General features: G+C 41.5%; 16 protein-coding genes. 8 read left to right on the forward strand and 8 right to left on the reverse strand.

Features of this window, described 5'->3' with window-relative positions; genetic code table 11:
• The 4 genes from BLT18_RS07575 to BLT18_RS07590 form a co-directional block, all read right to left on the reverse strand.
• Complete coding sequence (locus BLT18_RS07575; RefSeq protein ID WP_091272687.1) at positions 1 to 564, reverse strand: HTH-type transcriptional regulator Hpr; 564 nt, start codon at positions 562 to 564, stop codon at positions 1 to 3.
• A gap of 64 nt (positions 565 to 628) precedes the next feature.
• Positions 629 to 982 carry a YtxH domain-containing protein gene (locus BLT18_RS07580; RefSeq protein WP_175487418.1) on the reverse strand — a complete coding sequence of 118 codons (354 nt, stop codon included), beginning with the start codon at positions 980 to 982 and terminating at the stop codon, positions 629 to 631.
• Between the two features lie 194 nt (positions 983 to 1,176).
• On the reverse strand, positions 1,177 to 2,262 hold the full coding sequence (gene serC / locus BLT18_RS07585) for a 3-phosphoserine/phosphohydroxythreonine transaminase (protein WP_175487419.1): 1,086 nt from the start codon (positions 2,260 to 2,262) through the stop codon (positions 1,177 to 1,179).
• Positions 2,263 to 2,407: 145 nt separating this feature from the next.
• Positions 2,408 to 2,839, reverse strand: a complete 432-nt coding sequence (locus tag BLT18_RS07590; RefSeq protein ID WP_091272691.1) for an HIT family protein — start codon at positions 2,837 to 2,839, stop codon at positions 2,408 to 2,410.
• Between the two features lie 142 nt (positions 2,840 to 2,981).
• Here BLT18_RS07590 and BLT18_RS07595 point away from each other — a divergent pair, with 142 nt between their 5' ends.
• From BLT18_RS07595 to BLT18_RS07610, 4 genes are all read left to right on the forward strand, one after another.
• Positions 2,982 to 4,571: a fatty acid--CoA ligase gene (locus tag BLT18_RS07595; RefSeq protein ID WP_091272693.1), complete on the forward strand. Its 1,590-nt coding sequence runs from the start codon at positions 2,982 to 2,984 to the stop codon at positions 4,569 to 4,571.
• Positions 4,572 to 4,916: 345 nt separating this feature from the next.
• Positions 4,917 to 5,657: an ABC transporter ATP-binding protein gene (locus tag BLT18_RS07600; protein WP_091272695.1), complete on the forward strand. Its 741-nt coding sequence runs from the start codon at positions 4,917 to 4,919 to the stop codon at positions 5,655 to 5,657.
• Positions 5,657 to 6,877 (forward strand): ABC transporter permease, encoded by a 1,221-nt coding sequence (locus BLT18_RS07605; protein WP_091272698.1) that lies wholly within the window; start codon positions 5,657 to 5,659, stop codon positions 6,875 to 6,877. Before BLT18_RS07600 ends, BLT18_RS07605 begins: the two co-directional genes overlap by 1 nt.
• 10 nt (positions 6,878 to 6,887) lie before the next feature.
• A complete protein-coding gene (locus BLT18_RS07610; protein ID WP_091272701.1) occupies positions 6,888 to 7,637 on the forward strand; it encodes an EcsC family protein in 750 nt (249 codons plus the stop codon).
• Positions 7,638 to 7,740: 103 nt separating this feature from the next.
• On the opposite strand, the gene BLT18_RS07615 is transcribed toward BLT18_RS07610, so the two are convergent.
• The gene (locus BLT18_RS07615; RefSeq protein WP_281242346.1) at positions 7,741 to 8,913 is read right to left on the reverse strand and encodes a M20 family metallopeptidase; all 1,173 of its coding nucleotides are present in this window, start codon (positions 8,911 to 8,913) and stop codon (positions 7,741 to 7,743) included.
• 278 nt (positions 8,914 to 9,191) lie between these two features.
• Here BLT18_RS07615 and BLT18_RS07620 point away from each other — a divergent pair, with 278 nt between their 5' ends.
• The 4 genes from BLT18_RS07620 to hemY all read left to right on the forward strand — a co-directional run bounded on the left by BLT18_RS07620 (position 9,192) and on the right by hemY (position 14,931).
• The gene (locus BLT18_RS07620; RefSeq protein WP_091272703.1) at positions 9,192 to 11,348 is read left to right on the forward strand and encodes a transglycosylase domain-containing protein; all 2,157 of its coding nucleotides are present in this window, start codon (positions 9,192 to 9,194) and stop codon (positions 11,346 to 11,348) included.
• Positions 11,349 to 11,521: 173 nt separating this feature from the next.
• Entirely contained in the window at positions 11,522 to 12,562 is a 1,041-nt protein-coding gene (hemE, locus tag BLT18_RS07625; protein WP_091272706.1) for a uroporphyrinogen decarboxylase, read from the forward strand.
• A gap of 12 nt (positions 12,563 to 12,574) precedes the next feature.
• On the forward strand, positions 12,575 to 13,510 hold the full coding sequence (hemH, locus tag BLT18_RS07630; RefSeq protein ID WP_091272707.1) for a ferrochelatase: 936 nt from the start codon (positions 12,575 to 12,577) through the stop codon (positions 13,508 to 13,510).
• Between the two features lie 14 nt (positions 13,511 to 13,524).
• Positions 13,525 to 14,931 (forward strand): protoporphyrinogen oxidase, encoded by a 1,407-nt coding sequence (gene hemY / locus BLT18_RS07635; RefSeq protein ID WP_091272709.1) that lies wholly within the window; start codon positions 13,525 to 13,527, stop codon positions 14,929 to 14,931.
• 462 nt (positions 14,932 to 15,393) lie between these two features.
• On the opposite strand, the gene BLT18_RS07640 is transcribed toward hemY, so the two are convergent.
• Genes BLT18_RS07640 through BLT18_RS07650 form a run of 3 tightly spaced genes read right to left on the reverse strand, consistent with a single transcriptional unit; the run spans position 15,394 to position 17,982 of the window.
• Complete coding sequence (locus tag BLT18_RS07640) at positions 15,394 to 16,413, reverse strand: aliphatic sulfonate ABC transporter substrate-binding protein (RefSeq protein ID WP_091272711.1); 1,020 nt, start codon at positions 16,411 to 16,413, stop codon at positions 15,394 to 15,396.
• A 26-nt stretch (positions 16,414 to 16,439) separates the two neighbouring features.
• Positions 16,440 to 17,204: an ABC transporter permease gene (locus tag BLT18_RS07645; RefSeq protein WP_091272712.1), complete on the reverse strand. Its 765-nt coding sequence runs from the start codon at positions 17,202 to 17,204 to the stop codon at positions 16,440 to 16,442.
• A complete protein-coding gene (locus BLT18_RS07650) occupies positions 17,137 to 17,982 on the reverse strand; it encodes an ABC transporter ATP-binding protein (RefSeq protein WP_091272718.1) in 846 nt (281 codons plus the stop codon). Before BLT18_RS07650 ends, BLT18_RS07645 begins: the two co-directional genes overlap by 68 nt.
• Positions 17,983 to 18,256 lie beyond the last annotated feature (274 nt).

Raw genomic sequence — 18,256 nt, forward strand, 5'->3', positions numbered from 1 at the left:
TTATTTTTCAACAGATTTTACTGGAGTAAGCGTACCATCTTTTTCTGTAAATTCTTCATTAAAGGTGGATAAGGACTGTTCAAAAATTTTAATGAAGTCTTCACCATAAATATGGCGAAGGATTGTCATTAGCTCAGAAAAGTCAGGAAACTTACCATACAATTCTTTTATTGGCATAGCTCCGCTATAAACGTGATACGTATCAGGCTTATAGGCTTTAATGGTCTCCTGCAGAAGTTTATCCCCTTCAGCGGTGAGCTGGATATAGGTATTTCGTTTGTCCGTTGTTTTTTTGGAGAAGTGGAGCAATCCGCGTTCTTCTAGTTTCTTAGAAAAGTTAAATGCGGTTGAGACGTGCATCACACCAAATTTCGCGATGTCAGAGATAGAAGCGCCTTCCATGTGATAGGCAATCCACAATATTTGGTGTTCATTAATATTTAAATGATACGGTTTAATCCATTGCTGCCAGTCTTTTTCGACAGACTTCCACAATGCTTTTGTCATTTGTGCAAATTTATGGCTGAATAAGATGGATTGCTTTGTTTCCTCAAATTGATCCATATTATCCCCCCTCCTCTCCATAATTATTCTAATAAAAAATCTTTGTACATAAGCGGGAACATGATTAGTCATCTTGACGAATTTGTTCATTTAATTCAGCGATAGCGTCGGATATTTCCCTGACCTGATGTTGAATGGCTTCGACTTCAGGTTCCACTTCTTCTTTATAACGGCTGTATGTTTTCTTCATTTCCTGCGTTAAGCCATCAACTGCTTCAAAACCTTCCGTGGCTGCGTATTGCCAATCTTCTAAGGCATGCTTTCCCTCGTCTGCTGCTTTGCGGTTTAAGGAACGCCAATTAAAGTTTTTGACATTAGATCGTGTTTGGTTGCCAGGTGCTGGTGCCGTCAATAAAGCAGATAGTCCACCGATAGCTATTCCAGTTAAGAGGCCTGTCAATAAAGATTTCGAATCCACTCTAACACCCATCCTTTCTTTGTACTCTTTTTTGTTTTTTACAATAGTATTCTTTTATAACAGTATAGAAAAAAACAAGAAGAATGAAAAGCGTGCCGTTTATTTTTGTTGAAAAACACTGTTTGTGAAAAAAAGCTGTCGACAGACAATCTGTTGACAGCTTTCGTTTGTTAAGCAGAAAACGTTAGTGCTTATTATTGGTGTTTTTGTTGAAAGTCAATCATAAACTCTTGCAGTGCTTTGCATGACTCTACAGAGACAGCATTATAAATGGAAGCGCGGCATCCACCGACGGAGCGGTGTCCATTCAATCCGACAAATCCTGCTTTTTTCGCTTCATCAAGGAACGCCTTGTTTAATTCATCGGTTGCCAAATTAAACGTCACGTTCATGATAGAGCGGCTGTCTTTCTCTGCATGTCCTTTGTAAAATCCATTGCTGTTATCTATCACATCATACAAGAGAGAGGCTTTTTCTTGATTACGTTTTTCCATACCGCTTGCGCCCCCATTTTCTTTTACCCATTGCAAAACATTTTTCAGCATATAAATAGCAAAAGTTGGCGGTGTATGATATAACGAGTTTTTATCAACGTGAGTATTGTATGATAATAACGTTGGAATGTTTGTTTCAGCTGTTTCGAGCAGCTCTTTTTTTACAATAACTACAGTAACCCCTGATGGGCCAAGATTTTTTTGTGCACCAGCGTAAATAAGTGAAAAGCGTTCAACCGGGACAGGACGGCTTAAAATATCACTGGACATATCAGCGATTAACGGAGCGTTCGTGTTTAGTTGAAAGTCCTGCCATTGCGTGCCGAAAATGGTATTGTTAGACGTGATATGCACGTAAGCATCATCTGCCTCTGTTTCAATGGTGTCAGCATCAGGTATGTACGTGTAATTGCTGTCACTGGAGGAAGCACCAATTCTCGTTTCACCTAGTTTTTTCGCTTCTTTTAAAGCTTTTTCTGACCAAGAGCCAGTTAAAACATAGTTAGCTGTCTTGTCTTTTGGCGAGAAGTTCATTGGAATCATTGGAAATTGCAGGCTTGCCCCGCCTTGTAGGAGAAGGACTTCGTAATTATTTGGAACCTGCAGCAGTTCTTTTAGTAAGCTGATAGCTTCATTATGTACTTCTTCGTATTCTTTGCTGCGGTGGCTCAATTCCATCACAGACATGCCTGTGTTATTGAAGTTCACCATTTCTTGTTGTGCCTTTTCTAGCACATCAAGCGGAAGAGCCGCCGGACCTGCATTGAAATTATGGGCTCGAGTCATGATTTTCCACTCCTTCATATAGTTGCTTAAAAAAAGCTTTTGTGAATATCCTAACAAAACTGTGTGAGAAGTGCTAATATTTTTTGCTGCAAAAAGGAGTTGCAATAAGAAAAGCCTGCTGGTGGTGTGACAGCAGGAACGATGATTAGGACAAGTGTTTATTAATTTTTTTAGCAATATCCATTAAATCTTCTGCGGAATAGTTGTCGCTGTTATCTTCCCAGTGCGGCTGAAAACCATCATCTTTTCCGTAACGAGGAATAAAGTGCAGGTGATAATGAAAAACCGACTGCATGGCAGCTTTTCCATTATTATTCACCATGTTTAATCCCGCAGGATCAAATGCTTTTTTGATGGCATTCGCAATAGTAGGAGCAACACGAAACAGCTGGGCAGCTGTGTCTTCTTCTAGCTCAAAAATATTTTCTTGGTGTTTTTTTGGAATAAGAAGCGTATGTCCTTTCGTTACTTGTCCGATGTCAGTAAAAGCAAGCACATAATCATCTTCATATACAATGGACGCAGGAATATCTCCGTTTACGATTTTACAGAAAATACAATCGTTCTCGTGACCCATATCATCGGCTCCTTTTTGGATAAAGTGTATGTACTAAATATCTTATCAGCCAATGAAAAAGAAAACAACGAATCATAAAACGCTTTAAAATTTTGAAAATTTAAATTAATATAACAGTAGATCAATATAAGGGGGAATTTATGTGTATGTGCCACTTGTTCTAACACAATTTCTTGACAGAGCCAAAACATGGTATGGGGACAATACAGCTGTTGTGGATGGCGGCAGGCGCGTGACGTACCGGGAATTATATGATAGAGTCCAGCAGCTGTCGCATGGACTAAAATCGCTGAACATAAAAAAGGGGGACAAAGTAGCCTATCTTGCTCCGAACACGTTAGAAATGCTGGAAGGATTTTATGGTGTTTTTCAATTAGGAGCTGTGATGACACCATTAAATACACGTTTGAAACCGAGTGATTACGTATTTATTTTAAACCACAGTGAAAGCAGCGTCTTATTTGTGGAACAAGAACTTCTTCCATTGATTGAGCCGGTTATAGATGAATTAGAAACCGTGAAAACCATTATCGTTCATGGTGCCGATGCCAATACAAATGGACACAGAAGCTACAATCAGTGGCTGAAGCAGTTTTCAAAAGAGCCCGTTATAAGAGCAGAAGTGGATGAACATGATACTGCAACCCTACTTTATACAAGCGGTACTACTGGGAAACCAAAAGGGGTACTGTTATCACATCGAAGCAATTATCTGCATGCCATGTCTGCCATGCATCATCTGCGTGTTTCTGATTCGGACACGCTGCTGCACATTCTACCGATGTTTCATGTGAATGGCTGGGGTTCTCCCTTCTACTATACCGCTAATGGTGCAGCGCAAGTGATGCAAAGAAAGGTTGAACCGGCCTCTATATTTGAAAAAATCACACAACATAACGTAACGGTTGCACACATGGCTCCAACAGTGCTGAACATGTTGTTAGAGTATTACAGTGAACATCAGCCTCCCCTGCCCAAGCAGGATATGCGGATTGTAATTGCTGGATCCGCTCCGCCGCCTTCATTTGTAGCCATGGTGGAAGAAGAGCTTGGCTGGGAATTTATTCAAGTATATGGCATGACAGAAATCTCCCCGCTCATTACTGTTTCTACCATTCGTCCTCAGCATGACCATTTATCGAGCGGTGAAAAGCAGCGCACAAAAGCGAAAACCGGATACGCTATGATTGGTTCAGAGGTAAAAGTAGTGGACAGCGGAGGAAAAGAAGTTCCCAGCGATGGAAAAGCAGTTGGTGAAATCATCGTTAGATCCAATAACGTGATGGAAGGATATTTAAAAAACCCGGAGGCTACTTCTGACACGATAAAAAATGGCTGGCTGTACACTGGAGACATGGCTGTAGTTGATGAAAATGGTTATATCGATATTGTCGACAGGAAAAAAGATGTAATTATCAGCGGTGGGGAGAACATATCGTCCATTGAAGTAGAAGGATGTTTGTATGCTCATCCTGACATCGTTGAAGCTGCAGTGATTGCTCTTCCTCATGAGAAGTGGGGAGAAGTGCCGCATGCTGTGGTCGTAAAAAGAGAAGATTCTGCTATTTCAGAAGAGGAGATTATTCAATTTGCAAAGAAAAGATTAGCACACTTTAAAGCGCCAAAAAGCATCTCATTTATCGAAGCGCTGCCAAAGACGGCTTCAGGTAAAATACAAAAAGTACAGTTGCGCGATCAGTTTTGGAACCATTCAGAGCGTAAAGTGAATTGATAAAAGCCAGAGAACACGGAGTATTGCTCGTGTTCTCTTTTTATTAGCTTTGTTACATCCTATTGTGCTGAATGCAGTCTTTGTTTTTTGAAGCCGGCGGACAGCTTGTTTCCTCATGGTGTCCCGCAGGTGCCGCCTGTGGTATGTCACACCGGCAATATGTAAACAGCCGCATGTTTAGGCGGACAGCGACTGCCTTTAACAAAGCTTTTTATACAGAGGAAAGCAGGAGGTGGGAGTGAAACAATGATCTTCGTTTGACAGTTTTCCTTTACGAAAAGAGAGGGTAGAATAGATAGAGAGGAGTGTGAGATGCACTCACATTTATAAAAAGGAGCACGTAACATGACAAATCTTTTAATGATAGACGATTTAACAGGAGGTTATAATTTACATAAACCGGTGCTTCATGATGTGAATTTCAACGTCAATCATGGAGAAATGGTAGGGCTTATTGGATTGAACGGAGCAGGCAAGAGTACAACCATTAAGCATGTTTTAGGATTAATGGAACCGCACCGGGGAATTGTTCGTATTAATGGCCATCCCTTTCAAGACAACCCAGAAAAGTATCGGAAGACATTTACCTATATTCCTGAAACTCCTATATTATATGAGGAATTAACGTTGTGGGAACATTTACGATTAACGGCATTAGCATACGGCATTGAAGAAAAATTGTTTAAAGAGAGAGCCGGGGTGCTGTTAAAAGAATATCGAATGGAAAATATGAAAGATTGGTTTCCTAGTAACTTTTCAAAGGGAATGCGTCAAAAAGTAATGATCATGTGTGCATTTTTAGTAAAGCCGCCTCTTTACATTGTGGATGAACCATTTGTTGGTTTGGACCCCGTGGCAATTAAATCACTGCTTGACATGATGGTTAATATGAAGCATGAAGGGGCAGGGATCCTAATGTCGACGCATATACTGTCAACGGCTGAGAGATATTGTGACCGATTTGTTCTTCTTCATGAAGGGAAAATACGTATAAGCGGCACGTTGGAAGAGCTGCGGGAACAAGCAGGTATGCCTCATGCTAATTTAGATGATTTATATATTGAAGTAACTAAAGGAGCAATATAATGGATGTTGTACAACTTTGGAAAGATCGGTCAAAAGGGTTTTGGGGTGAAGCTATTCGCTACCTTCGCTTACTAGGAAACAGCGGTTTTATGTTTAGTTTATATGCGTTGTTTTTAGCAGGGGGATATTTTTATCCTGCTTTTATAGAGTGGCTGCCCGATACATTTCCAGCTGCGCTTGTTATTGCCGGTCTGTTTACATATTTGCTTACTCGTTGTCCTATCCGTACGTTTTTAAAACGAGGGGACTTGGTTTTTTTACTCCCGTTAGAGCCAAGACTGCAGCCGTTTTTTCGAAACAGCGTTATGTACTCCGTTATCATGCAGTCTGTAACGATAGCCGTTATTTTTTTGCTGTTAGGACCTCTCTTTGAGGACAGGGTATCACCAGAGACAAGTTATTTTTATTCTGTATTGGCACTGCTTTTGCTTGTAAATGCTTGGAATAACGCGGCAAGGTGGGCGGAAGTGCGTCTGCAAGAAGAAGAAAAGCGCCGCCTGCATGCAGGGGTCAGAGGAGTAATCAATGCTGTTTTTTGCGGATTCTTATTCACCACAGCGCCATTTTGGCTGATTGGAGCTGTTTGTGTCATTATGGCATGTTTGTATAGTTTTTATCATATATCCCTTTTAAGACAGCATCCATTAAAGTGGGAAGTGCTGCTTGAGATGGAGGAAAAGCGACTGTCTGCGTTTTATCGGTTTGTGCAGTCTTTTACCGATGTGCCGCACATAAAAATGTCTGTGAAAAGACGCCGGTTCTTAACTGCCATATCGGATCGCCTTCTTTGGAGGAGCGGATCTGTTTATTACGTATTATACGGGAAAGCATTTATTCGATCTGGTGAATATTTCGGGATGTACATGCGCTTGTTATTGGTTGGTGCATTAGTGATGTATGCTTTTCCTTATGATTGGTTTCGGCTGGGCGTAGGATTACTGTTTTTATATATGACAAGTGTTCAGCTTCGCTCGTTGTGGTATCACTTAGATATTACGATTTGGCCTGATTTATACCCTGTTTCTTGGAAAGAGAAAAAGTCAGCATTTCAGCTTTTGCTCAAGCAGTTATTAATTTTTCAAACCTTTTTGTTGGCGATTATTTACTGGCTCGTTGGTACATCGTTACTGCCTGGCTTTTTATTGTTAGCTGCTGGAATAGGAGCTGTATTCCTGCTTACTTCCCGCGTTAGCAGTAAAAACAGTCGGAGCGTTCATTAGGAGGGAGATAGTGGATACGTATGAACAAAAAGCATATGAAGAGGTGCAGGTGTGGCTTCGAAAATTACAAAAGCCTTCATCGATGCCGCAAACATTGACAAAAAACGTACAAACCCGCATGAATCAGTTTGTTCCGAAAAAATTCCATACGATGATGGGTCAGGCGGTTAAACAAATGGTAGAAGGCGTACTAAGCGGCTCTCAGTACTTGCCGAATAAGAAGGAACAGCCAGCCCAAACATTAAAAGAAGCAGATGAGCGGATGGAGGCATTAATATCGGTGTTTCAAAAGGGGGCAGCAGCTGAAGGAGCTGGAACTGGCGCTGGCGGCTTATTTTTAGGAGCAGCTGATTTTCCTTTGCTGCTCGGGTTTAAAATGCGGTTTCTGTTTACGGCTTCACAAATTTACGGACTGGACATATATGATTTTAGAGACCGGCTATATATGCTTCATATTTTTCAAGCTGCCTTTTCGAGTCCGGCGAAAAAACAAGAAACAGCAAAAAGGTTAGAAAACTGGGAAGAATATATTCAGAACAAGCCTAGAAAGTTATCGATGGCCAAGGAAATGGATTGGACATCTTTTCAGCAAGAATATCGAGATCATATCGACTTAGTAAAGCTATTGCAGCTGATGCCAGGTTTTGGGGCAGTTATCGGGGCAGCAGCAAATTATCATTTGCTTGCTCAGCTAGGTTATGCAGCCAAAGAAGGATATCGATTAAAATGGTTTTATATGAAAGAAAAGCAAGAGAATTAGACGTTTTAAAATTAAAACCCCCGCTGCACAATAAGACGTGTGGCGGGGGCTGTTTGTTGGCAGACAAAGCAGACTGTATTTCATATAAACACATTTTGTTTCCTTATTTTCCATAGTCGATTGCTGCTTTTCCGATAACTTTTGCCGCTGTAAGCATGGCTCGTTCATCAATGTCAAATTTCGGGTGATGATGAGGGTATGCTGTTTTCCACTCCGGGTGTTTGGCTCCTGTAAAGAAAAACGCCCCTTTGACGTGTTGTAAATAATAAGCAAAATCTTCTCCGCTCATTTGTGGTTTCATTTCTTCTACGACACTTACATCAGGAACTTGTTTCGCACATTCTGCTAGAAAACGAGTTTCTTCATCGTGGTTTACAACAGCAGGATAACCGCGGTAATAATGAAAATCGGCGCTTGCATTTGCACCTTGACAAGTGGTGTGCGTTAATTGTTCAAGCTCTGCTTCGATCAGCGAACGAACATCTTCACTAAACGTACGTACAGTTCCTTGAATTCTTGCTTGATCGGCAATCACGTTAAATGCATTGGCTGCTTCAAACGAACCAACAGACACAACAGCAGACTCCACCGGGTCTACACGCCGGCTGACAAGCTGCTGCAAATTCATAACAAGCTGGGAGCCGATGACAATCGCATCTTTCGTTAAGTGTGGCATTGCACCATGTCCGCCTTGACCGATAATGTCAATGTGAAAACGATCTACACTAGCCATCATCGGACCATATTTGTATTGAACGGTGCCGTACGGGACGCTAGCCCATAAGTGAGTGCCAAATATTACATCAACACCGTCAAGACAGCCATCCTTGATCATGTCAATGGCACCACCGGGAGCATATTCTTCTGCGTGTTGATGGATGAAAACGACGCTTCCTTTCCATTTATGTTTCAAATAATTAATAGCTTTAGCTAAGCCCAGCAGTGTTGCTGTATGGCCATCATGACCGCATGCATGCATCGCGCCGTCGACTTTTGAACGAAACGAATGAGTGTTCTCTTCCTGAATGGGCAGGGCATCAAAATCAGCACGAAGTGCAATCACAGGTCCTGGCTGGCCGCCTTCAAGCACCGCTGTCACTCCCCGGTTGCCTACATTTCTTCTCACTTGATGCCCTAAATGTTCATGAAATTCAGCAATATAAGAAGGAGTATATTCTTCTTGGAAGGAAAGCTCAGGATACTGGTGAAGGTGCCTGCGTATATCCACCATTTCATCGTACAGTTGGTCTAATTGTTCAAACAGAGCAGTTTCCAATCGATAACCTCCTTAAGGTAACATGTTTTACATCATATTTTATCATAATTCTGTTTGTTTCATGGTTTTTAAGAATCATAGGCATAAGCGTTTAGTAAACTTCGCATACAATAAGCGAAGACGGGCAATGCTTACATGTCTTTCAAATAATTTTAAAAAAATAGTGGATAATATAAAAGCATGTCGAAAAATATACCGAAAACGTACATACTGATTTATAATGGATACGATAATACTGCAAAAGACTTCCACGAAACATGCAGTGAAGGAGTAATAACATGAAAAGAAAATGGATAGTCTGGGTGCTTGGTGCGATTGTATTTATGCTTTTGAGTACCGGGATTTATCTGTCGTCCGTTGTTATTGGTGCAGCGGCTATTGATGAGAAGCAGTTAGTAATGAGCGAAACAAGCGAAATTTTTGACCTGGAAGGAGAAAAAGTTGCTGAACTTTATACTGAAGACAGAGAAATAGTGGACATTGATGATGTGCCAGAACATGTAAAAAATGCATTTGTGGCTGTAGAAGATATTCGATTTTATGAACATCAAGGGATTGACCCTCGCGCTATATTACGAGCTTTATATCGAGATATTTTAGCTGGTTCGGCTGTGGAAGGCGGCAGTACAATTACTCAACAATTAGCGAAAAACGCGTTTTTATCCAACGACAAAACCTTTTTACGAAAAACAAAAGAAGTGTTAATAGCTATGGGCTTAGAAAGAAAATTCACGAAAGACGACATTCTGGGCTATTATTTGAATCAAATTTACTTTGGCCATGGCGCTTACGGTATTCAGTCGGCTGCAGAACTATATTTTGATAAAGATGTACAAGAATTGAGTGTTGATGAAGCAGCACTGCTTGCTGGTATTCCCAAGGCACCATCTAATTATTCCCCGGCCGAAGACCCAAAGCAAGCTACAACGCGGCGAAATACAGTTTTAGCGCTAATGGAAAGGCATGGTTTTATTACCGCTGAAGAAGCAATGACGTATCAAGGGAAAACCGTACCAGAAACCATTCACCGCTCTGCAGCAAATAAGGCATTATACACATACATTGATATGATATTACAAGAAGCCGAACAAAAATATAATTTGACTGCAGAAGAAGTGTATCGCGGCGGTTATGATATTGTGGTTCCGATTAATACAGAAATGCAAGAGGCTTCGTATCAATTGTTTCAGGACGAGTCTTACTTTCCTGATGAAGCAAAAGATGTCCAGGGAGCATTTTTTATGATGGATCACCGCACTGGCGGGGTTGCTGCTGTGCAAGGCGGCCGTGATTATGTTCGCCAAGGTTTGAACCGAGTCCATGTAAAAAGACAGCCAGGGTCAGTCATCAAACCACTTGCTGTGTATGCGCCTGCGTTAGCATCAGGCAATTATCATCCTTACTCTATTCTAAAGGATGAAAAGGCGGATTATGACGGATACGCACCTGAAAATTACAATGGAGAGTACCGTGGTGAAATTACGATGGTGGACGCTCTCACTGAATCTACGAATACAGCTGCTGTCTGGCTGTTAGATCAAATTGGTGTAGAGACCAGTTTGGATTGGATGGAAGAGGCGGGACTTCAAATTGAAGATAGTGGCTTGGCAATTGCTTTAGGAGGGTTGTCAGAAGGGCTGTCACCGCGGGAATTAGCCGAAAGCTACACGATTTTTTCTAATGATGGTAAGAAAGTAGAACCTTATTTTATAAAAAAAATAACCGATCGACATGGAGAAGTCATCGGTGAGGCAGAAACTAAAACGCAAGAAGTGATGAGCACACAAAACGCCTGGTACATGAAGAGAATGTTAGAAAATGTCGTGGACGAAGGAACTGCATCTGATGGAAGCACGGATTATCCACTTGCCGGCAAGACAGGTACCACATCATTTTTAGAAGTGGAAGGCGGTACAAGGGATGCTTGGTTTGCTGGCTTTACTCCGCAGTGGACAGGTGCTCTGTGGATGGGATATGACAAGACGACAGAAGATCAGCACTTACAAGCCGGAAGCTCCTACCCAACTGAGTTATTTAAAGAAATTTTGAACCAAACGCCAGTTAATGGTAATGCACAAACTGCTTTTCAAAAACCGGAAAATGTGAATGATTTAGAAGATCCTATTGAGATGGAACCAGTGAATGATGTGTCTGCTTCATTGACGCTTCGCGGCGGCGGGCTATTTAATGTTCAGTTACAATGGACACCAGCTGAAGACAAGCGTGTATTGTACCGAGTATATGAAGTCAATAATGGAGAAGGGGAGTTAATTGGTGAAGTAGAAGGCAAAAGCGAATACACCATAGAAGGCGTCAATGTATTTAATTTACAGGAGTACATGATTGTTCCTTATAATGCTCAAACAGAACAAGAGGGCGATCCCTCTAATGTTGCAGAAGTTAGCGTTGGATCTATATTTGGTATTGCTGATTAAATGAAGCGGGGACGTTCATCAGGTGCGGCCCCGCTTTTCTATCTATTTTATGAACAAAGTTTCTGAGTACTGTACATGACAGTTGCACAGGAGTATGGTAAAAAGGGAATGGTAATAATGATGAACATAGATTATCACGTTTTTTCCGTGGACAGATAAAGGAGTGCTAGGAAATGGGTGTACAACCATTTAATGATAACTTTTTAAGGGCTGCTTTAGGAAAGCCGACCGACCATATCCCAGTTTGGTATATGAGACAAGCAGGAAGGTCGCAGCCAGAATACCGCAAGCTTAAAGAGAAATATTCTTTGTTTGAAATCACCCACGACCCTGAACTTTGTGCCTATGTGACAAAGTTGCCGGTGGACCAGTATCAAAATGATGCAGCAATACTATATAAAGATATTATGACACCTCTTCCTTCCATTGGTGTGAAAGTCGATATTAAACCAGGAATTGGTCCGGTAATCGACAATCCGATTCAAACACCGGCTGACGTGGAGAAGCTAGGGACGATTGACCCAGAAAAAGAAGTGCCATATGTATTAGACACGATTAAAATTTTGCGGGAGCAGCTTAATGTTCCATTAATCAGCTTTAGTGGTGCTCCTTTTACACTTGCAAGTTATATGATTGAAGGCGGGCCTTCTAAAAACTATCATAAAACAAAAGCATTTATGCACGCGTCACCAAAAGCGTGGTTTGCTCTAATGGATAAATTAGGAGACATGACAATTCAGTATGTAGCCTCACAAATAAAAGCAGGGGCTCAAGCGATTCAAATATTTGATTCTTGGGTCGGAACATTGAGTGCAGAAGATTATCGTTATTTTGTCAAACCTGTCATGAAGCGGATTTTTGATGCGTTTCAAGACGAAGAAGTTCCTTTTATTATGTTTGGCGTTGGGGCCGGTCATTTATTGAAGGATTGGAATGATTTATCTGTTCAAATCATCGGCCTTGACTGGCGGACGACCATTCAACAGGCTAGACAGCTTGGTGTTAGTAAAGTGCTGCAAGGCAATTTAGATCCTTCAATACTACTGGCTCCATGGCATGTTATTGAAGAAAAAGTAAAACCTATACTAGAGGCTGGTATGCAAGAGGATGGTTTTGTCTTTAATCTCGGTCATGGCGTTTTTCCTGAAGTAGATCCTGACACCCTCAAACGCTTAACAGCTTTTGTCCATGATTATACAAACAAGATAAAATAGGGGGCGGAAGACATGAAAAAAATAGGACTTTTAGTAATGGCGTATGGAACACCAAGAAATGTAGACGGGGTAGAACCTTATTACACACATATTCGCCGGGGCAGCAAGCCTTCACAAGAGGCACTGCAGGATCTCATTTCCCGCTATGAAGCCATTGGAGGTGTCTCCCCATTAGCGAAAATTACAAATGACCAAGGCGAGCGGTTGAAAAGCTGTTTGAATGAGCGGCATGACGATGTCGAATTTCATTGGTATTTAGGACTGAAACATATCGATCCTTTTATTGAAGATGCTGTACAAAACATGAAAGAAGACGGCATAGAAGAAGCATACAGCATCGTGTTAGCTCCTCATTTTTCTACTTTCAGTATTAAGTCTTACAATGGACGGGCACAAGAAGAAACGAAAAGAATAAACGGGCCTGTTATTCATTCTGTGGAAAGCTGGTATGATGAGCCGAAGTTTATACATTATTGGGTTGAGCAAGTAAAACAGACGATGGAAAAGGTGAACAATCCCAATGATACATGTGTTATCTTTTCTGCTCACAGCCTGCCGGAAAAAATATTACAAGACAATGATCCATACCCGAAGCAGTTAGAAGAGACAGCTGACTGGATTGCAAAAGGAGCCGGCATTCCTCGCTATGCTATTGGATGGCAAAGTGAAGGAAATACGCCAGATCCATGGCTTGGGCCGGATGTTCAGGATCTAACAAAAGATCTTTATCAAAAAGAAGGATACAAGGCATTTGTCTATTGTCCAGTAGGGTTTGTCAGCGATCACTTGGAAGTCTTATATGATAATGATATTGAATGCCGCGATGTTTGTGATGAATTGGGGGTTTCTTATTATCGTCCGAACATGCCGAATACGGATTCAATATTTATTGATGCGTTAGCAGATGCTGTAACGAAGAAAATGGATAAGTTTTCAGATGAAAAGTAAGCGGGGAATGTATCATGAAGGTAGCAATCATTGGCGGCGGTATTACGGGGTTAACTGCCGCCTATTATTTACAAAAAGAAGCATTGGCTCAGAACAGTGGCATAGATGTTGATCTTTTTGAAAGCAGCCGTGAATTAGGCGGGAAAATAAAAACGAATTACTATAAGGACTTTATTATTGAACAAGGACCTGACTCGTTTTTGGCACGGAAAGAAAGTGCAGCGAAATTAGCAAAAGAAGTAGGATTGGAACAAGAACTGTTTTCCAATACAACAGGCCAGGCCTATGTGTTAAAAGATGATATTCTGCACCCGATACCTGGAGGGGCAGTGATGGGGATCCCTACAAAACTGGGGCCATTTTTGACAACCGGGCTGTTTTCTCCAATTGGAAAATTAAGAGCTGCTCTTGATTTAGTGTTACCAAAATATCAGACAGTCCAAGACCAGTCTCTAGGAGAGTTCTTTAGACGCCGGCTGGGCAGCGAAGTGGTGGATAACCTTATTGAACCGCTTCTTTCCGGCATTTATGCTGGAAATATTGACAGGTTAAGTTTGCAGTCAACCTTTCCACAATTTAAGGAAGTCGAGCAGCAGCACCGCAGTCTAATTCTTGGCATGAAAGCCCAGCGGCGTCCAAAAACAGAACCCCAGAAAAAACAAGGTGCGTTTCTTACATTAAAAAATGGGCTGCAGTCGTTTGTTGATGCGATTGAAAATCATTTGGATGAGGATGCAGTGTATAAAGAACAGCCGCTTGAAAAAATCGTTCCAAACGATGAAGGGTATCAATTACGTTTTCAAAATGGAGAAACCAGAGTGTATGATAATGTTGTTTTTACTACACCGCCGCATGTCACAGCATCTTTTTTCCAAGATGAAAAGCTCAAAGGTGGTTTTTCATCTATACCATCTACTTCGGTGGCAACGATTGCGATGGCATTTGATAAGAGCCAGATAACCAGTGATTTCCACGGTACAGGATTTGTTGTATCGAAAAAGAGCGATTACCATATTACCGCTTGTACATTCACCCATTTAAAATGGGGACATACCGCACCAGATGATAAAGCATTGCTTCGCTGTTACGTCGGAAAGCCGGGGGAAGAGGCGATTGTTGATAAAGAAGATGAAGAGTTGAAAGACATTGTTCTAAAAGACTTAAACCGGGTGATTGCTGTAAATGGAGACCCGGAATATTACAAGGTGACACGATGGCACGATGCGATGCCGCAATATGAAGTCCATCACCAACAGCAAATAAATGAATTGTTTCAGACGCTGCAAGACACTTATCCTGGCGTATTTGTTGCTGGTGCTGGGTATCATGGCGTTGGACTGCCGGATTGTATTAAGCAGGGAGAAGAGGTTATTCAACAAATATTATCCGCTGCAAATATAAAACCAGCCCTTCTTTCATAGAAGGACTGGTTTTTTGGTATCGAGACGATATGTGTCATTCATTTTCTAGTTTATTGTCTTGTTTTGTCTAATAGAGGCTGGGACAAATCTAAAACAGATTACTCAACAGCCGAACAATAAGATATGAAAGCATATTTTAAGCAAACGTCGTCAACATACGGAGACTCCTGCGGGACGTCGGCTAAGACCAGCCACATCGTGTGGCCAACGCCGACACCAGCACGTCCTGTGCGTTGAAGGACGTGCTGAAGATCCACTTGGTAAAGGCCTGTTCTTTGCCACGTTAGTTGAGGCCGTGCCTGCGGAACGCGACGTATGTTGCCGGAGCATCGATAGACATTCTTGTGATAAACAAATAATCCGAACTGATTTTTAATAAATCGTTCGGATTATTATATGGTTCCTATACTTGTGTCCCAGCCTTGTCTACAGAAGTTCGAATTTTTGTACTTGCAAAACAGATTATTCAGCTGTTACTTCTTCTAAAAGAGAAGTATCCACTAAACCGTCCAAATCAGGCTGATCTTCGATAAATCCGAGATCATACGATGCATCTGCCCATGATTGCAGGGCATCTGCAGAAACATCTGTCGTGATATTCATCCGCTCCCATGCGTTTTCTAAAACAGCATCTGAAAATTCAGTTTGAGAAAGCTCATATACAAGATCATTGACAGAATTTAATGTTTCAGCTTCATTCTCCGATGTGAAGTCCACAGATTTTTGGTGAGCTTCTAATACACTTTTCACTTGTTCAGGGTTATTTTCCATAAATTCTTCTGATGTGACAAGCACCACACTTGGCAATGTTTCACCAAGGAATACTTCATTCCACTCTGTTACAACATTGGCATTAAATTCTTCAACAAGGTACGTTCCCCAAGGCTCTGGCGCTGCGGCAGCATCTACTTCACCTTGTTCAAAGCGGACCATCATCGAAGCAGGATCGACACGAGACTGATGCTCAACTGTGCCGCCCACACGGTTTGATTCTAGACCAAGCTCTTGCAGCATAATTTCCAGCTGAACATTATGGGTGCAGCCGTTACCTGGAGTACAAAAAGACTTGCCGTCAAAGTCGTCGAGCGATGTAATGCCAGAATCTTCGCTAGACACAATCAATGTGGCACCATTAGCAGCACCGCTCAAAATTTTAATGTCGCCGCCGCTTAAATAATAGTTAATTGCCGGACCAGGCCCGACATAACCAATATCTAAATCACCTGAATCAAGCGATTCAACAAAGTCATTACCGTTTGGGAAATTTCTAAATTCAATATCTGTGTTTTCTAGTTCTTCTTCAAAGAAACCTTGCTGCTTTCCAACGATACCAGCAGCATGGTCAAGGTTTGGAAAATAACCAATGGTTATTTCATCATTGGCGTTATCACCGCTGGCTGATTCTGATTCATCTCCAGCCCCGCAAGCTGCTAAACCAATAACAGCCATAGAAGCAAATAACGTCTTTATCCATTTTTTCATTGTAACCTCTCCCTTTATGTGTTAATTTACGATAATCCCCAGCGTGCAAACACTTTTTTCTCAATACGGTCAAATATAACAAATTCCATGATAAGCCCAATCGTAGCAATAATAATCATGATTGCAATGACTAAATCCATATTATAGAAGTCTCTGGCATCCATTAATGTTCGGCCTAAGCCCCCGGAGCCAATCAATTCAGCTGCCATCAGTGCTCGCCAGCCAAATGCCCAAGCAAGCCTCGTTCCAGACAGGAAAGATGGTACAGCAGCTGGAATCATTACATGCCAAATCAACTCTGATCCTTTGTACCCCATCGTTCTTGCTGCGCGGATAAGAATAGGCTGCACAGATTTAATACCCAGCCGCATGTTCGACGTCATCACCCACGTACCACCAAGTGTCACGATTAAAATAATCGGCAGTGTTCCGCTTCCGAATAACATCAGCATAATTGGCAGCCAAACGATACTAGGAATCGACTGCAGTGCAATAACGAGTGACCCGAGTGTTTCATCAGCTATTTTTGAACGGGCCAGCAAAAGTCCAAGAAGTGAACCAATGATAACAGCTATAATAAATCCGACGAGCAGTCGTTGAATACTTGTGAACAGGGCCTCTGTTAATATACCGGTTTCAAAAAATCCAATGTATAGTTCAGTTACAGAATTAATTGGCGAGGGAAAAGCAGTCACCGAAAAAAATTCATAACTTAAATTTAATCTATATATTGCTTCCCATATCGCGATCAGAATGATAAAGAAGAGCACCCTTCTTACTGTTGTAATCATCGCCCATCTCCTCTCTCATCACCTTTTCGATTTCTTTTGCTAATTTTTGCTGGATCTTTTCTTCAAGTTCCCCAAATTCATCAGATGATGGTTTTCTTGGTCTTTCTAGTGGTACATCAAATATTTCGACAATTCTTCCCGGGCGTGTTCCCATAAGAACGATGCGGTCGGATAGAAGAATGGATTCGCGAATATTGTGCGTGACGAAAACGACTGTTTTCTGCGTTTCCTGCCAAATATACTGTACCTCTTTATGAAGCATAGAACGCGTTTGTTCATCCAAAGCGCCAAATGGTTCATCCATCAGTAAAATATCTGGATCAAATGCAAGTGTGCGTGCAATCGAGACACGCTGTTTCATTCCGCCGGATAATTCATGAGGATAAGAGTTAATGAATTTGCTTAAGTGAACCAATTTTAAAAAATATTTGGCTCTTTCTTTGGCTTCTTCTTTTTTCATTTGCTTTTTAAGTCCAAACATAACGTTATCTAACACGGTTAACCACGGCATCAGTGCTGACTCTTGAAAAACTACCCCGCGGTCAGGGCCGGGAGCAGTGACTTTTTTGCCGTTTGCTGTTATGGTGCCGCTCGTTGGCTGATCTAGTCCGGCAATAATATTTAAGAGCGTAGACTTGCCGCAGCCGGATGGACCCAGCAAGGAAACGAATTCACCGGACTTTATATCCGTGGAGATGTCATTAAAAACGGTAAATGATGTTTTGTTTTCTTGATCGAAAAATGTTTTCTCTACTTGATCTATGACGACATCGGCCATTTTTTCACCGCCTGTTTTTATAATTCATATAAACTTAGTAGGTTTTATATGATGTTAGTATATGTGGCTTCGTGTTTCATGTCAACCATCTTTTTTAGAAAAGGTTATGCTGCTTCGTTTTGTTATGTTTTTAACATAATCTCATACCGTGAAATGTTATTATTTCGAATATGTACAGCGGTTTGAACGGGTGAAAAACTCGGACAGCCGCCGAGTTTAGATGGTAAAAGCCTCCGTTTCATCAGGTTTGAAAGATGTCGATTGGATACCGGCG

Origin of the sequence: Alteribacillus persepolensis (assembly GCF_900099605.1) — a bacterium.
GTDB lineage: Bacteria > Bacillota > Bacilli > Bacillales > Marinococcaceae > Alteribacillus > Alteribacillus persepolensis.

What these genes read in the sequence shown, in the direction of transcription:
- BLT18_RS07645 (WP_091272712.1), bottom strand. Translation starts at nt 17,204, where the DNA reads ATGATTACAACAGTAAGAAGGGTGCTCTTCTTTATCATTCTGATCGCG.
- hemE (WP_091272706.1), top strand. Translation starts at nt 11,522, where the DNA reads ATGGGTGTACAACCATTTAATGATAACTTTTTAAGGGCTGCTTTAGGA.
- hemY (WP_091272709.1), top strand. Translation starts at nt 13,525, where the DNA reads ATGAAGGTAGCAATCATTGGCGGCGGTATTACGGGGTTAACTGCCGCC.
- BLT18_RS07650 (WP_091272718.1), bottom strand. Translation starts at nt 17,982, where the DNA reads ATGGCCGATGTCGTCATAGATCAAGTAGAGAAAACATTTTTCGATCAA.
- BLT18_RS07620 (WP_091272703.1), top strand. Translation starts at nt 9,192, where the DNA reads ATGAAAAGAAAATGGATAGTCTGGGTGCTTGGTGCGATTGTATTTATG.
- BLT18_RS07575 (WP_091272687.1), bottom strand. Translation starts at nt 564, where the DNA reads ATGGATCAATTTGAGGAAACAAAGCAATCCATCTTATTCAGCCATAAA.
- serC (WP_175487419.1), bottom strand. Translation starts at nt 2,262, where the DNA reads ATGACTCGAGCCCATAATTTCAATGCAGGTCCGGCGGCTCTTCCGCTT.
- BLT18_RS07640 (WP_091272711.1), bottom strand. Translation starts at nt 16,413, where the DNA reads ATGAAAAAATGGATAAAGACGTTATTTGCTTCTATGGCTGTTATTGGT.
- BLT18_RS07600 (WP_091272695.1), top strand. Translation starts at nt 4,917, where the DNA reads ATGACAAATCTTTTAATGATAGACGATTTAACAGGAGGTTATAATTTA.
- BLT18_RS07605 (WP_091272698.1), top strand. Translation starts at nt 5,657, where the DNA reads ATGGATGTTGTACAACTTTGGAAAGATCGGTCAAAAGGGTTTTGGGGT.
- hemH (WP_091272707.1), top strand. Translation starts at nt 12,575, where the DNA reads ATGAAAAAAATAGGACTTTTAGTAATGGCGTATGGAACACCAAGAAAT.
- BLT18_RS07590 (WP_091272691.1), bottom strand. Translation starts at nt 2,839, where the DNA reads ATGGGTCACGAGAACGATTGTATTTTCTGTAAAATCGTAAACGGAGAT.